A 15,278-nucleotide genomic window follows, 5' to 3' on the forward strand; every position below is an offset into this window, starting at 1 on the left:
TGTTCATTCAAGGTGTACATTTAGATGATAGAGTGTCTTCCCATTTTTTTCCACTCATTTGCCCCTTCGAGTAAAATTTTACACATACCTGCATCTTTTTAACTGTATCTTATTGGACCGATGTATTGATTTCTTTCAAAGTTACTTTATTCACGGTCGGGATCCCTTTCGGCGGGTTTAAAATCATATCTTTTTTAAAATTAACGGTCAGTCTGGACTTTGCAGGATCCGCAGGCTGGGGATTTTGAAATTCCAATTCATAGATTATCTTGAACCAATCAGCATAAATTGGCTTATTAATCGTACTGCCCCTTGATGCACTTAAACTAATGGTGTTTCCATAAATACCGCCGTTAATTTTCAAGTTTGATCCGATTCCGTATATAAATAAGTTACTATTTGAATAGAGATAAGCATCAATCACTTTTGGGTTGTCCTTATACAAATTATTGTTGGCCAGCTGAATATTTCCATCACAGAGTAAAATAAGCGTGCCGTTACTGTTCGAGAAATTCTCGACGTCTGCGTTTCCACGTACATAAATGCTGCCGTTCGTATTGACATCCCCCTTGCTCGTAAGGGAACCGTTGACATACATCACCCCGTTTAAATTTAATGCTGAAACGTCGCTTAAAGTAGCATCTCCGGCAATATAAATATACTTATCCGCCCCTGTCGACAGCACTCCGTTTAAATCGGCATCACCACCTACGTAAATTTTGCCTTTTACTGTTAAATTCCCTTTGACAGTCAAAACATCTTTTACATAAAGATCCCCATTTACAGTCAGGCTTTTGTTTTCCCCAACGATTAAATCATCGCCAACGTACAAGTTTCCTTTTATCGGTTGACTGCCAACCTGGCTGGCTGTTACATCATAACCAAAAGCGTTCCCATTCTTGTCTATATTGTAAGAATCGTAGGAATTTATTTTTACATTTTCCGGCCATTTCAGCGCCTTGGCCGTAATCATATCGCCTATATTTATTTTATCAACAGTTAACTGGCGATTTTTCACAACCGGGGCAACAGAAAAGTACTTTTTGAAGCTTTCAGGTCCAAATGTATTCCATGAATAAAAGTTGTATACCGGCGTTGATATCCCTTTTCCGACCGGCTGCTGACCGGCCTCATAATATCTTCCCTTCACTGTTAACGTCCCATTGATAGCCGGATAGTAAGTTTGAATATATTTCGTATACCCATCTATATAGTTCCCGTAATTTGAAACATACAAATTTCCACCGATGTTCACATCTCCGATAATATAAGGGGATCCGTACAAATACATATTCGACGGTGTCACGGCTGTATATTGAAAAACATCCGAGACAGTGGAAAGCGTCATTACCTTCGTTAACGTTTTTCCGGACTTTCCGACCGGAACGGAAATGGTGACTTTGCCCAAAACAATGCCGTCTGGCGCTGTCCCGTCTTTCAATGTTTTATATTCGATGCTGCATTTTCCGTTTTTCTGTTGCTGTATGTTGGTTATTGCTGCCTGAAGCATGCTGATCAGCTGGCTTGGCATGACAGTCCCGGTTGCAATAACACTGTTGATGCTGTCAACTTGTTTCTCAATTAAAGCAGTCGCTTCATCAGCCACCATTTCCGCGTTTAATTTATCCTGGGTGCCCGTTTCAGATACTTTTACTGTTTTAAAAGTGCTGACGGATGCGGATACGAGCGAAACGGTGATGATCGCCGCGACTGCGAAAATGAGAAGCACTGTCACAAGCGTATACCCCTTCTCTTCTTTTAAAACATGCATCATTGATCCCCCTCTTCGCCCAGTTTATAAGAGGCATAGATCTTTTTCTCGAAATGATTTTGCGTGTCTTTCATTACAAAATGGCATATCAGGCTGCCGTTCTCGACCGTAAAAGTTGTCCCGTCAAGTGAAATTTCATCGCTGTTTACAATGGTGCCTCCTACCGACAAATTCCCGTCTGATACAGCGATTGTCTTGTCTGTTGAACTTTTCTGGTAGGTACCGTCACCCGCAACATCTATATTGATAGCCACTGCTTTGAAACGGGTAAAAGTCCCGTCATCACTTTCGTCATCAGGTTCAACGTCGTCTATATTTTCCATTGTTCTCTCCATATATTGCAAAATTGCCGTTTGTTCTTTGACAAAGTATTTACGGGCCATGTCGCTTTTGGATTGGGTGATCACCGAATTTAAAACGGCATAAATAACCCCGATAATGATAAATGAAATGGTAACAGCCGCCAGTAATTCTACTAAAGTGAGCCCTTTTTCATTCCGGCATTTCATTTTTTCACATACCCTTTCACTTCAACCGGCTTTGGATTATTTCCAGTGTCGACTTTCACTTTGACCAGCAGGAGGCGATCAGAAAGAGAAGAATCCGCCGGAAGGGAAACGGACACATATGCCTTATAACCGGAAATTTCCGCATCGCTGTCCAGCCCTAAAACCGATTGAATATCAGCCTGTTGTGTGGTGTTCGCCATCTGCTGCACTTCATTAAAGTTTTTTTTCTGGTAAGCTCTTAATATCCCGGTTGCAATTTGCAATGCAGACAGCGAGTCATCCGCTTTTTTTGTCACGCCCGCATTATTGGCCAAGATGGCTCCCACTGTAAGCATCACAATCGCTAAAATCGTAATCGAAGCCAGCACTTCGACAAGTGTAAATCCCCGGCTGTTTTTAAAAAGGGGTTTTTTCATAGCAACCTCCGTAAGCATTTTGTCATGAGCCTTCTTACCTATAAAACTTATTTTATCAAAAAGCGCCGGGAAAGTAATTCAACAAAAGAACAAATAAACAAAAAGGGCAGAACTTTTTCAGCTCTGCCCTTTTCTCTCTGATTGGCCCAAAATGTATTTCCGGACTTTTGAAATAAAGTATAAGGACCCTGTAATCACTAAAACATCTTCTGAGCCTTTCATTTCTTTTATTTTGGTGCGTACGGTTTCTTTCCAATCCTTAGAAAATGATTTATTTTGATGACGGCTTATCTTATACAACACCTCTGCCGGAATGGCTCTTGGAAAATCAAAAGTTGTGAAAATGATTTCGTCTGTTTTTTGGTCGAGTTTTGGAATCATGTGATCCAAGTCTTTGTCGCCAAGTGCGGAAAAAATCATGCGGATTTTTTTTCCGCGCAGATGGGTGTCCATCGTTTCGATCAGGCTATCAATGCCTTCCGGGTTGTGGGCGCCGTCAATGATAACGGGCGGGTCATCCAGCAGTTTTTCAAAACGGCCGATCCATTTGCTTTCGAGAAGGCCTTTTTCCAGCGCATGCTGCGGGATGCGGAAATGGTGGAAATGCTGTAACAGTTCCGCCCCCATAACAGCAAGGGCGGCATTGTAAATCTGATGGCGCCCCATCATCGTGATCGACAAACGGTCATAGGCGCCGTACGGGGAAGCAAAACGGAACTGTTCACCGGTTAGATCCCCGCCGATCTCCGCGAAAGAAAATTCCTGCCCGGCACGGAAAAGCGGCGCCTTTTCTTTTGCCGCTTTTTCTTCAATTACCGCCAGCGCATCAGGCAGCATGGCTGTTGTTGCAACCGGCACCCCGTGTTTGATAATGCCCGCTTTTTCAGAGGCGATTTCTGCAATCGTATGGCCAAGCACATTCATATGGTCATGGCCGATATTGGTAATCAGGCTGGCAAGCGGTGTGATGACGTTTGTGGAATCAAGCCTGCCGCCAAGGCCGACTTCATAGATAACAATATCCACCTGCCGGATCCCGGCAAAATACAAAAGTGACATCGCTGTAATGACTTCAAACTCTGTCGGTGCGCCGAATGCTGTGTGCTCCAGTTCTTCTGCAAGCGGGCGGATCTCGTTTGTAAGGCGGACGAGGTCTGCATCCGTCACCGGCGTTCCGTTTACGCTGATCCTTTCGTTAAACTGCTCAATATATGGGGAAGTAAAGGTGCCAACCAGTAATCCTGCCTGCTCTAAAATATTGCGCAAAAAGGTGACGGTCGACCCTTTTCCGTTCGTCCCGGCCACGTGGACCGTCCGGATTTTTTGTTCCGGGTGGTGCAATTTTTCCATCAGCCACTGCATCCGTTCAAGCCCCGGTTTCATCCCGAATTTCGAGCGGGACCGGATCCAGCCGACCGCTTCTTCATAGGTTTCAAACATTTGCCTTTCCTCCCGTATGAAAGGAAGACGAATCCGTAAAGAATTCGCCTTCCGCCCTTGTGTTACTGGTTTTCAAGTTCTCTGATGCGCGTTTCGACGGCGCTTCGTTTTTCGAGATAGTCTTTTTCTTTTGCCCGTTCTTCGGCAACGACTTTTTCCGGCGCTTTTTTCAGGAACCCTTCATTGGACAGTTTTTTCTGGACGCGTTCAACTTCTTTATTCCATTTTTCCAACTCTTTCCTGAGCCGGGCCAGTTCTTCTTCAAAATTGATCAGCCCTTCAAGCGGCAGGAACAGTTCCACACCAGAAACGACCGCAGTCATGGCTTTGTCCGGCGCCTCAAGGTCAAGCCCCATTTTCAATTCATCCGGGTTGCAGAAACGGGTAATGTACGCTTCGTTTCGTTTTAAAGCCGCTAAGACCGTCTCGTCTTTCGCTTTCAAATGCAGTTTGATTTTTTTGCTTAACGGCGTGTTCACTTCGGCGCGGATATTGCGGACAGAACGGATGATGTCGACAAGCAGTTTCATTTCTTCGCTGGCCGCGGCATCCGTAAGGCTTTCGTCCGCTTCCGGCCACGCGGCTGTTGTGATCGATTCCCCCTGATGCGGCAGGTTTTGCCAAATTTCCTCGGTAATAAACGGCATGAACGGGTGCAAAAGCCGCATCGTATTGTCGAGCACATACGCGAGGACCGAGCGCGCCGTTTTCTTCGCTGCTTCATCTTCGCTGTAAAGCGGCAGTTTTGCCATTTCAATGTACCAGTCGCAGAAATCGTCCCAGATAAAATTGTAAAGCATGCGCCCGGCTTCGCCGAATTCGTATTTGTCCGCCAGTTTTGTAACGGTTTCGATCGTTTCGTTCAAACGCGTTAAAATCCATTTGTCAGCGACTGATTTTTCACCGGAAAGGTCAATTTCTTCGTATTTCAGCCCGTTCATGTTCATAAGCGCAAAACGGGAGGCGTTCCAAATTTTATTGGCGAAATTCCAGACCGCTTCGACTTTTTCGTAACTGAAACGCAAATCCTGGCCGGGCGCGCTGCCGGTGGTAAGGAAATAGCGGAGCGAGTCCGCGCCGTATTTGTCGATTACTTCCATCGGGTCGACGCCGTTGCCGAGCGATTTGCTCATTTTCCGCCCCTGCTCGTCGCGGACAAGGCCATGGATCAGGACATCTTTGAACGGGCGTTTGCCGGTAAACTCAAGCCCCTGGAAAATCATCCGCGATACCCAGAAGAAAATGATATCATAGCCAGTCACAAGCGTATCGGTCGGATAATAACGCTTGTAGTCTTCCGCTTCTTCATCAGGCCAGCCCATTGTCGAAAACGGCCAGAGCGCCGAGCTGAACCACGTATCGAGCACGTCCGGATCCTGTTCCCAGTTTTCGATGTCACGGGGCGGCTCGGTGTCAACATATACTTCGCCGGTTTCTTTATGGTACCAGGCCGGAATCCGGTGGCCCCACCAGAGCTGGCGCGAAATGCACCAATCGCGGATATTTTCCATCCAGTGCAAGTAGGTTTTTTCAAAGCGTTCCGGCACAAAATGGACTTTTCCTTCCGACGCCTGCAGTTTTACCGCGGCATCAGCGAGCGGCTGCATTTTCACAAACCATTGCGTGGACAAATACGGTTCGACAACCGCGCCGCTCCGTTCGGAATGGCCGACCGAATGGAGATGGTCTTCCACTTTGACAAGAACGCCGAGTGCTTTCAAGTCCTTCACGATCTGTTTGCGGCATTCAAACCGGTCCATGCCTTTGTATTTTCCGGCATTTTCATTCATTGTGCCGTCCTCGTTCATCACAAGGATGCGTTCGAGATTGTGGCGGTTCCCGACTTCGAAGTCGTTCGGGTCATGGGCCGGTGTAATTTTTACGGCACCGGAACCAAATGCCATATCAACATACTCGTCTGCGATAATCGGAATTTCGCGGCCGACGATTGGCAATACAATCGTTTTCCCGATTAAATGTTTGTAGCGTTCATCATCCGGGTGGACAGCGACCGCCGTATCACCCAGCATCGTTTCCGGGCGCGTTGTCGCGATTTCAATCGTGCCGGAACCGTCGCTTAACGGGTATGCCAGATGGTAAAATGCGCCCTGCACCTCTTTGTAGACTACTTCAATATCGGAAAGCGCCGTTTTCGTTTCCGGGTCCCAGTTGATGATGTACTCGCCGCGGTAAATCAAGCCTTTTTTATAAAGCGAAACAAATACTTCTTTTACAGCTTTTGACAGCCCTTCATCGAGCGTAAAACGTTCGCGCGAATAATCGAGCCCGAGGCCGAGTTTCGCCCATTGTTTGCGGATAAAGTGAGCGTATTCCGCTTTCCACTTCCATGCTTCTTCCGTAAACTTCTCGCGGCCGAGGTCATAGCGGGATTTGCCTTCTTCACGCAGTTTGGCTTCCACTTTTGCCTGCGTTGCAATCCCGGCGTGGTCCATCCCCGGCAGCCAGAGCACATCATAGCCCTGCATCCGTTTCATCCGGGTTAAAATATCCTGCAAAGCCGTATCCCAGGCATGGCCGAGATGGAGCTTGCCGGTTACGTTCGGCGGTGGAATCACAATCGTGTACGGCTTCTTTTCTGGATCGCCTTTTGCTTCGAAAAATTTGCCGTTCACCCACCATTCATAGCGCCCTTTTTCAACAGCCTGCGGATCATATTTGGTCGGCATGCTGATGTCCTGCTGTTCCATTTGTATCATTCCTTTCTGCGTTTTTTGCGGATAAACACAAAAACTCCCTTCGCCATAAAAGGACGAAAGGAGTCTGTTCGCGGTACCACCTTTTTTCACGGGCAAACGGATGCCCGGCACTCTCGGGTCATTAACGGCACTTCGCCGGCTTTTGCTATTTTCGGGTTCACAAAAGCTACTCCCGGGCGACCTTCCAGCCTGTTTCGCATAGGAAATCTTTCAGCAGCTGATTCCCCTCTCTGCATGGAAACAAAATCTGTACTCTTCCCGTTCATTGTATTTTGATTTTTGAAATTGGCTATAGTTTATGGTATCGGTTTTTTTGAAAATCGTCAATAGCATTGCCCATTTTTAGAAAAAATATGCAACGGATTCACTTATCCGCCCGCTTTTCATACATTATCTATGAGGGATGGGTGGATGATGATGAAGAAAAAAATTGACAAACAGGCCGTCCGTACTTGGGGGCGGAATGCAAAAAAAGTGTGCAAGCAGCTGATTCTTCCGTTCTCCGTCTTTCAGGCCATCCGCACGATTATTTTTCCGACCACGTTTGACGTCCTGCTGCTTGCCATATTTATTCTCATTTATCTCGGGTTCCAGTATGAATGGTTTTAATGGCCGTCCCTGCTTTTCATGACGCGGGGGCGGTCCCTTGTGACAACTGCATAACGACATACTCGGTATTTTTCATCCGCCAGTACTTTTCCTGCAGTTTCGCGACTGCTCTCGCTTCATGGCGTTTCCCTTCATTTGCAAAGTATTCCTCCACGGTTTGGATGATCGATGCGGGATAAGCGAGATAGCTGAAAAATAAGCTTCTTTCATCTTCCTTAAGCGGAAAATAGCTGAAGTAGGTCTTCACCCAGTCCACGCAGTCGTCAAACCGGCTCGGATAGGAGTCGAGCGCCCGCGACAAGAAGGGAAGCAGGTCATAAAAAGGCGCAGCGGTTTTTGCCAGTTCGAAATTGGTGAAGTATCCGAGCCCGCGTTCATCGTACAGGAAATGCTCCGTTGAAATTTTTCCGTGGATGGTCACCGTTCTCGCTTTCTCCATCTCTTTCGATTGTTCATACCAGTTTTCCAGCTGCTGGATCGAGAATTTGAGCGCCTGGTTCGTTTCATTGTAAAAGGTGCAGTACAACAGGGCAAACGGGGACATATAGACCTGCTCTTCACACCGTTCAAGGAACTCTTCTAAAAAATCCTGCTGCCCGTACCAGCGGGAAAGGGTTTCTTCATAGTATTCCCGCCGTTTTTCTATTGAGACCTCCGTATCTTTGACGGACAAGCTGTGCAGGCGCGCGAGTTCCCTGAACATTTTTTGATGTTTCTCGCCGCGTGCTTCTTTTTCTTCGTTTGGCAGCCAGGGCATTAAATAGTACAATGCCCCGTTATACAGCACCCCGTAACGGCCGTCCAACGTGGGATAGACCGGGACAATACGGTTATACCCCCGCTGGTACAGGGACTGGACATGCCGGATAAATCCCATCCCGTTTTGCGGTGCAATTTTTTTTAAAGCAAAAATACCCTGGCCGGTATAAATTTTATACACTTTTCCGTACCGCCCGACATATTCAGTGTTCAGGCCGTAATGCTTCACAATCCGATTGATGTCCTGCTGCGAAAGGTCAGCCACCCGTTTCACCTTCTTAGAGCGTTACTCCTCAAAAATAGGCGCTTGCTCATTTTCATTCCCCGCTGGCGCCGCATTCGCCGCAGCTTGGACGCAGGCGCCTTCCGGGTTCGGAAGACTTTCATTTTGCTTGATGCCTGAACATAGACCGCTTTAGGCTAAGGAAGACACTAAGTTTTGCCTGCTTCCTTCACACAGGCGCACGCCGGGTTAGGGAAGGCCCCGCTTTTGCACGCTTCCTTCACGGAAACACACTCTGAGTAAGGAAGACGCATATTTTGCACGCTTCCTTTACGCGGTCAATTCTATGTTAACGCAGGCTCTGAATGCCGGTACATCCTTCACCTGGACGCCCGTGCCTGTGAATGCCCGGGCTCAGTGATTTTTTTCGGCGCGCGCGTTGGCGGGAACGTACAGCACTTGCCCCTCATACAAATCCTGATTCACTTCCAAATGGTTCATCCTTAAAATCTGCTGGACATTGATATTGTATTTTTCAGCAAGCTGGTCGAGCGTCTCCCCGCTTTGGACGATGCAAACCTTTAACTTGGCAGGCTTTTCTTCATCTCTCCGGGCAAAAAAGTCGGCAAGTGAAATGGATTCGTATTTTTGCTTCTTTTTCTTCTTGGCAGCCGAATCCTTTTCTTCCGGCTCTTCCTCTGTTTTTCCTTCGCTTTCAGGCGACTCTTCCACCATCGTTTCGCCGCCGGCTTCAGAAGAGGATTCGTATTTTTCAGGTGATTCTTGCTCGATATAAGCAGAAGATTCATCTTCCATTGCTTTGCTCTCAATCCGGAAAACAGGTTCAGTCTTCCTGGAATCGTCCGGCTCAAGAGATTCTTCATTCAGCGCCGTTTTGCTCTCCGTCCGGGACACGGATGCGGTTTCTCCGGACAATTCCTGATCAGGATGCCATTCGTCCCGTACCGGATCTGCCTGCCATTCATTTCGCACTGATTCGCTTTCTGCTATTGATGCCGGTTCGTTTTTGCTGGAAAACTCCGGTTCCGCATGCCATTCATCCCGCGCCACTCCGCTTTCCGCCAACGATGCAGACTCATTTTTATCAGGTAACTCCGGGCCGGCCTGCCATTCGTCCTGCGCCGGTTCACTTTCCGCCAACGATGCCGACTCGTTTTTACCAGGAAAGTCCGCTTCGAAATGCCATTCATTCTGCACTGGTTCACTTTCCGCCAACGATGCCGATTCGTTTTTTCCGGAAAACCCCGGCTCAGCGTGCCACTCATCCCGCGCCACTCCGCTTTCCGCCAACGATGCCGATTCATTTTTACCAGGTAACTCAAGATCTGCCTGCCATTCGTCCTGCACCACTCCGCTTTCCGCCAACGAGGCAGACTCATTATTACTGGAAAACGCCGGATCCCCATGCCATTCATCCCGTACCGGCGCGGCTGTTTCTGCCTGCCATGAAGCACTTTCCGGCCTTTTTCCGTCTGTTTCCGGCAAGAGGCTCTCCTCCTCCTCTTCTGGAAGTTCGACCGGTTCCAATACATTCAGTTCGTTTGTGAACGGTTCCGGCTGAGCAACCGATTCTTCCGGCACCACACGCGATTCGATTGTAAAAGGCGTATACAATTCCGGGTCAGCGTGAGATTCATCCTCTTCTGCCTTTTCCTCATCTGCACGAAAAGGCACTTCTTCAAAGCTTTCCGCTTCTTCCATAAAATGGCGGGGCAGTTCGGCGCTCTCTTCTTCTTGTTCCGCCAAGCCCCATTCGGAATGGCTGAAAGGCGCCTGATATGCTGCGTCCGGCTCATCCAAATATGTTTCCCTGCCGTTTAAATCCGGGTATGGCGCTGTTTCTGCTTCGTCTTCTTCCTCATCCCCGTCTTGCAATATTCCCTCAATCGCAATATCCGCATTGATTTTTAAACAATCGGTTCCGTGAAACTGATAGTCAAAACCTTCTATATTGACGTCCAGCTCCTCAATATCCGCAATTCTTGTCTTTGGAATGGTAACGTCTACCGGGAAAGATTGGTAAAATTCAAATATGCCGTCTTCTTCCCGGTACTGGACCGACTGCACATACTTCCTGAACAGCACATCTTCCCCTTCTTCTTCCCCGCAACCAATGTACTCCCCGGATAAATAGAGATTGCCTTTGATCACGACATACTGCTCCAATTCCTGTATGGTGATATGGGGATCCAATGATATCGATAAAAGTTCTTCAACTTCCTGTCCTTTTTTAAACCAAATCAATTCTTCTAATGAAAATCGTATGGACGATTGATTTTGCGGCAAAGCGGGTTCCTCCCTTCAATTCCTCCAAATCCCAATGAATATGTCATTTACACTGTATGAAGCAATCGGGGTTTTTATGATCGCAAAAAAAACCGCAGCATCCGCAAATCACTTGAATGGCTTTTCTGCTACAATATTGGATGCGGTGAAAGATCGGTAAAAACTGGCCATCCGTTTTCAAAGTTACCCATTCAAAAACCGCAGGGCACCCAGCATGCTTTCCCTTATTGCCGTTTCTCTCACCCGCAGCGGACAAAACGCAAAAAACCGGCTCATCCGTTTTCGGACTTGCCGGTTCATAGCCGCAGGATTTACCCGCGGATTGCCTTAAATGTTTTTTCTGCTGCTTCGACGGTACGGTCAATATCGTCATCCGTATGCGCGGCAGACAGGAAGATGCCTTCGAATTGGGACGGCGGGAGGAAAATGCCGTTTTCTGCCATGCCACGGTAGTAGCGGGCAAACAGATCCAAATCCGAAGTTCTTGCTGATGCAAAATTATTGACTTCTTCATTGGTGAAAAAGATGCCAATCATCGATCCCGCCCGGTTAATGGTATGCGGGATGTCGTATTTCACCGCTGCCTCATGAAAGCCCTGTTCGAGGCGGTCTGCTTTTCGCCTGAACGCTGCATACGTTTCAGGTGTTAACTGCCGCAATGTTTCATATCCCGCCGTCATCGCAAGCGGGTTGCCGGACAAAGTCCCTGCCTGGTAAACAGGCCCGGTCGGTGCAATTTTTTCCATAATGTCGGCCCGTCCGCCAAATGCGCCGACAGGAAGGCCGCCGCCGATTACTTTGCCGAGGCAGGTCAAATCAGGCGTTACATCAAAATAGCCTTGTGCACAGTGATAGTCGACACGGAAACCGGTCATCACTTCATCAAAGATCAGGAGGGCGCCGTATGCTGATGTGACATCACGCAACCCTTGCAAAAAGCCGGGCTTCGGCGGAACAACGCCCATATTGCCGGCAACCGGTTCGACGATGATGCAGGCAATATCTTCCCCGTACTGCTCGAATGCCGAACGGACGGCTTCCAGATCATTGTACGGGACGGCAATCGTGTTTTGCGCGATCCCGAGCGGCACGCCGGGGCTGTCCGGCAAACCCAGTGTAGCAACGCCCGACCCTGCTTTGATCAGGAGCGAATCGCCATGTCCATGGTAGCTGCCTTCGAATTTTAAAATTTTATTCCGGCCTGTATAACCTCTTGCCAGGCGCAAAGCACTCATCGTGGCTTCCGTACCGGATGAGACCATGCGGACAATTTCAATCGACGGCACGCGTTCTTTCACGAGTGACGCCAGTTTATTTTCCATGATCGTCGGCGTGCCGAAACTCGTCCCTTTTTCAGCCGTTTTTTTCAGGGCATCCACGACTTTGGGATTGGCATGGCCAAGGATGAGCGGCCCCCATGACAGCACGTAATCAATATATTCATTTCCGTCAATATCATAAATTTTTGCGCCTTTGCCGTGGTCCATAAAAATCGGGTTCATGCCGACCGCTTTAAAGGCACGGACAGGGCTGTTCACCCCTCCCGGCATTAATGTGACCGCTTCTTTGTATGCTTCGATTGAGTTTTCATATGAGCGCATCTTTCAACCTCCCGTTTATTCCGCAAGCCAGCGGGCAATATCGAGTGAAAAATAGGTAATGATGAGATCGCAGCCGGCGCGTTTCATGCTTGTGATCATTTCAAGAACAATCGCTTTTTCATCAATCCAGCCGTTTTGTGCAGCGCCTTTTACCATAGAATACTCTCCGCTCACATTATACCCGACAACCGGGAGGCGGAATTCATTCCGCACATCACGGACGATATCAAGATAAGAAAGCGTCGGTTTTACGATCAGAAAATCCGCCCCTTCTTCCACATCCGACTGCGCTTCACGCAATGCTTCGAGCCGGTTGGCCGGATCCATCTGGTAGGTTTTCCGGTCCCCGAAAGCGGGGGTGCTGTCAGCGGCTTCGCGGAACGGGCCGTAAAAAGCGGATGCGTATTTGACCGCATAACTCATGATCGGCACATCTTCAAAGCCTGCTTCATCAAGCCCTTTGCGAATCGCTGTGACAAATCCGTCCATCATATTCGAAGGCGCAATGATATCAGCGCCTGCTTTTGCCTGGCTGACCGCCGTTTTCGCAAGCAGGTCAAGGCTCGGGTCGTTTAAAATTTTCCCGTCTTCCACAACGCCGCAATGGCCGTGATCGGTATATTCGCACAGGCAGGTATCAGCGATGACAATGATATCCGGGTAATTTTTTTTGATGAAACGGATGGCTTCCTGGACGATGCCGTGGTCGTGGTACGCTTCCGTTCCGGTTGCATCCTTATGGTTCGGTACGCCGAATAAAATGACGGATTTGATGCCGAGGGAAACAACTTCATCCATGATTTCATGGAGGCGGTCCAGCGACCAGTGGTACACACCCGGCATCGAAGCAATTTCATTTTTAACATTTTCGCCTTCAACAGCAAAAATCGGATAAATCAAGTCGTTCACTGTTACATTCGTTTCGCGCACCAAAGCCCGCATATTGGCGCTTTGGCGGAGCCTGCGGTGGCGGGCAAACTGCAAATCTTTCATTTTATTTCCTCCTAAACTGGTAGAATGCCGCAATGCATTGCATATGCACGACGGGCCGGCTTGTTGGCGATGATTGCGGCGGCGGGCAAATCCCGCTTTTTCTATTTTTTCTTTGCGGTCAAGCGTCGCCCGGCTGTCCCCCGGGCAAACCATGCACGGCAACCGTCTGTCAGGCCGGCCGCTTCAATCCCGGGTTCGTGCCGGTTTCTTGCTATTTTTCTTCTAAACGGACAAAATCGCATAATGCCCCAAGCATGGCCCCGACGGTGTATTCATCCGGGCAAACCGCTGCACGGCTTCCGGCTTTTTCCACTGCCTGCCTGGTTGAAGGGCCGATTACTGCGATCCGGGTTGAAAGCCCCGCGATATCTATGCCGTTTTCCTCAAGCGCGCCTTTAAAATAGCGGAAGGCGGACGGGCTTAAAAACAGGGCAAAATCGATTGTTTCCCGCCCGAGCAAGCGGGCAAGCTTTTCTTTTGCCCCTTCTGGCATATACGCTTCATAGATAATCCATTCCTCTGCTATTATACCGCTTTTTCTTAGAAAATCCGCAATTTCTGTCCCGGCCAGGTTTCCTTTCGGGAGAAGGACGCGTCCTGCACGGTGCCCGCTCCGCATAAATTCCCGGGCAAAATCTTTTGCCGTAAACTTCCCGGGCGCAAAGGAAACCTTTAAACCGGACTGTTCCATACAGGCAGCCGTCTTTTTCCCCACGGCTGCCCAGTTTATGTTCAAATGCTCACATGCTATACCCGCACGGCTGCATGCTTCCAAAAAATAACGGACCCCGTTTTTGCTTGTAAACACAACCCAGTCGTATGCCGGCAGTTTTCGCAAAAATACAGGTGCGGACGGGTCGGCATATGCACGGAAGGCAACCATCGGGACGACAAAAGGGGTGCCGCCGAGCGCTTCAATTTGTGCTGCGAGCTTTTCGCCGTCTTTTCCGCCTCTTGTGACCAGAATGTTTTTTCCGCTTAAAGGCCCGTTTGCCGTCATGACTGCCCGAGCTCCGCTTTCACTTGTTCAATCAGCGCCTTTGCCCCCTGCCGGCTTAAAATATCTGCCGCCTTTTCTCCGGCTGTTACCGGGTTGCGGGAGACAACCGTTTCTTTGTAAACCGTTTTGCCATCAGGGGAGGCGACAAGGGCCGTGAGGGAAATGCCTTCTGCCGTTTTCTTCGCAAGGCCGGCAATCGGTACCTGGCAACCGCCTTCCATTTTATCAAGGAAGACGCGCTCCGCCCTTACTGTTTCCGCCGTTTCTGCGCTGTTCAGCTCCCGGAGCGCATCGAGCAGTTCCCCGTCATCAGCGCGACATTCGACAGCCAGCGCGCCCTGTCCGATTGCAGGCAGGCAAATATCCGGGTCAAAAAATTCGGTGACGGTGTCCGCACTCCAGCCCATCCGTTTTAAACCGGCTGCCGCGAGGACGATCGCATCGTAATCCCCGTTTTTTAATTTTTCCAGCCTTGTATCAATATTGCCGCGAACAGACTTAATCCGGATATCGCTCCTTACGGCAAGCAGCTGGGCGCCGCGGCGGAGGCTGCTTGTCCCGACAACCGCCCCTTCCTTAAGGTCGGAAAAAGGTGTGCCATTTTTGGAAATCAATGCGTCCCGCACATCTTCGCGCTCCGGAATGCAGCCGATCACAAGCCCGTCCGGAAGCACAGCCGGCACATCTTTCATGCTATGTACAGCCATGTCAATTTCATGATGCAGCATGGCATCTTCAATTTCTTTGACAAACAGGCCTTTCCCGCCGACTTTGGACAGGGTGACATCGAGCACTTTATCGCCCTTTGTGATGATTTCCCTGATTTCAAAACGAAAAGGCAGCCCGAGCTGTTCAAGCTTCGCCACCACCCACTTTGTCTGCGTCAGGGCAAGTTTGCTCCGCCTCGACCCTACGACAATTGTTCTCATCCGG

General features: G+C 48.9%; 12 protein-coding genes and 1 other annotated feature. Of the genes, 1 reads left to right on the plus strand and 11 read right to left on the minus strand.

Annotated elements, in window-relative coordinates; genetic code table 11:
• Positions 1 to 109: 109 nt before the first annotated feature.
• From IC21_RS05410 to IC21_RS05430, 5 genes are all read right to left on the minus strand, one after another.
• A complete protein-coding gene (locus tag IC21_RS05410) occupies positions 110 to 1,771 on the minus strand; it encodes a polymer-forming cytoskeletal protein (RefSeq protein ID WP_029142263.1) in 1,662 nt (553 codons plus the stop codon).
• On the minus strand, positions 1,771 to 2,280 hold the full coding sequence (locus tag IC21_RS05415; protein WP_019720874.1) for a prepilin-type N-terminal cleavage/methylation domain-containing protein: 510 nt from the start codon (positions 2,278 to 2,280) through the stop codon (positions 1,771 to 1,773). The genes IC21_RS05410 and IC21_RS05415 overlap by 1 nt, the downstream gene beginning before the upstream one ends.
• Positions 2,277 to 2,696, minus strand: coding sequence for a prepilin-type N-terminal cleavage/methylation domain-containing protein (locus tag IC21_RS05420; RefSeq protein WP_029141301.1), 420 nt, complete (start codon positions 2,694 to 2,696; stop codon positions 2,277 to 2,279). Before IC21_RS05420 ends, IC21_RS05415 begins: the two co-directional genes overlap by 4 nt.
• A 117-nt stretch (positions 2,697 to 2,813) precedes the next feature.
• Complete coding sequence (locus IC21_RS05425; protein ID WP_029142262.1) at positions 2,814 to 4,136, minus strand: bifunctional folylpolyglutamate synthase/dihydrofolate synthase; 1,323 nt, start codon at positions 4,134 to 4,136, stop codon at positions 2,814 to 2,816.
• A 62-nt stretch (positions 4,137 to 4,198) separates the two neighbouring features.
• Positions 4,199 to 6,844: a valine--tRNA ligase gene (locus tag IC21_RS05430; protein ID WP_017553790.1), complete on the minus strand. Its 2,646-nt coding sequence runs from the start codon at positions 6,842 to 6,844 to the stop codon at positions 4,199 to 4,201.
• Positions 6,845 to 6,899: 55 nt separating this feature from the next.
• Positions 6,900 to 7,128: a binding site (T-box leader), on the minus strand.
• A gap of 142 nt (positions 7,129 to 7,270) precedes the next feature.
• Between IC21_RS05430 and IC21_RS05435 the strand changes: the two genes are divergently transcribed.
• Positions 7,271 to 7,462 (plus strand): YszA family small membrane protein, encoded by a 192-nt coding sequence (locus IC21_RS05435; protein ID WP_017553791.1) that lies wholly within the window; start codon positions 7,271 to 7,273, stop codon positions 7,460 to 7,462.
• Positions 7,463 to 7,478: 16 nt separating this feature from the next.
• Here IC21_RS05435 and ysxE read toward each other — a convergent pair whose 3' ends face one another.
• The 6 genes from ysxE to hemC form a co-directional block, all read right to left on the minus strand.
• The gene (gene ysxE / locus IC21_RS05440; protein ID WP_029713803.1) at positions 7,479 to 8,495 is read right to left on the minus strand and encodes a spore coat protein YsxE; all 1,017 of its coding nucleotides are present in this window, start codon (positions 8,493 to 8,495) and stop codon (positions 7,479 to 7,481) included.
• Between the two features lie 363 nt (positions 8,496 to 8,858).
• On the minus strand, positions 8,859 to 10,751 hold the full coding sequence (locus tag IC21_RS05445) for a LysM peptidoglycan-binding domain-containing protein (RefSeq protein ID WP_029142260.1): 1,893 nt from the start codon (positions 10,749 to 10,751) through the stop codon (positions 8,859 to 8,861).
• Between the two features lie 311 nt (positions 10,752 to 11,062).
• Entirely contained in the window at positions 11,063 to 12,352 is a 1,290-nt protein-coding gene (gene hemL / locus IC21_RS05450; protein WP_013859833.1) for a glutamate-1-semialdehyde 2,1-aminomutase, read from the minus strand.
• Between the two features lie 15 nt (positions 12,353 to 12,367).
• Positions 12,368 to 13,345, minus strand: coding sequence for a porphobilinogen synthase (hemB, locus tag IC21_RS05455; protein ID WP_013859834.1), 978 nt, complete (start codon positions 13,343 to 13,345; stop codon positions 12,368 to 12,370).
• A 211-nt stretch (positions 13,346 to 13,556) separates the two neighbouring features.
• Complete coding sequence (locus tag IC21_RS05460; RefSeq protein ID WP_029142259.1) at positions 13,557 to 14,345, minus strand: uroporphyrinogen-III synthase; 789 nt, start codon at positions 14,343 to 14,345, stop codon at positions 13,557 to 13,559.
• Complete coding sequence (gene hemC, locus IC21_RS05465) at positions 14,342 to 15,274, minus strand: hydroxymethylbilane synthase (protein ID WP_029142258.1); 933 nt, start codon at positions 15,272 to 15,274, stop codon at positions 14,342 to 14,344. The genes IC21_RS05460 and hemC overlap by 4 nt, the downstream gene beginning before the upstream one ends.
• Positions 15,275 to 15,278 lie beyond the last annotated feature (4 nt).

The sequence above is a fragment of the Heyndrickxia coagulans DSM 1 = ATCC 7050 genome (assembly GCF_000290615.1).
Classification (GTDB): Bacteria; Bacillota; Bacilli; order Bacillales; family Bacillaceae_C; genus Weizmannia; species Weizmannia coagulans.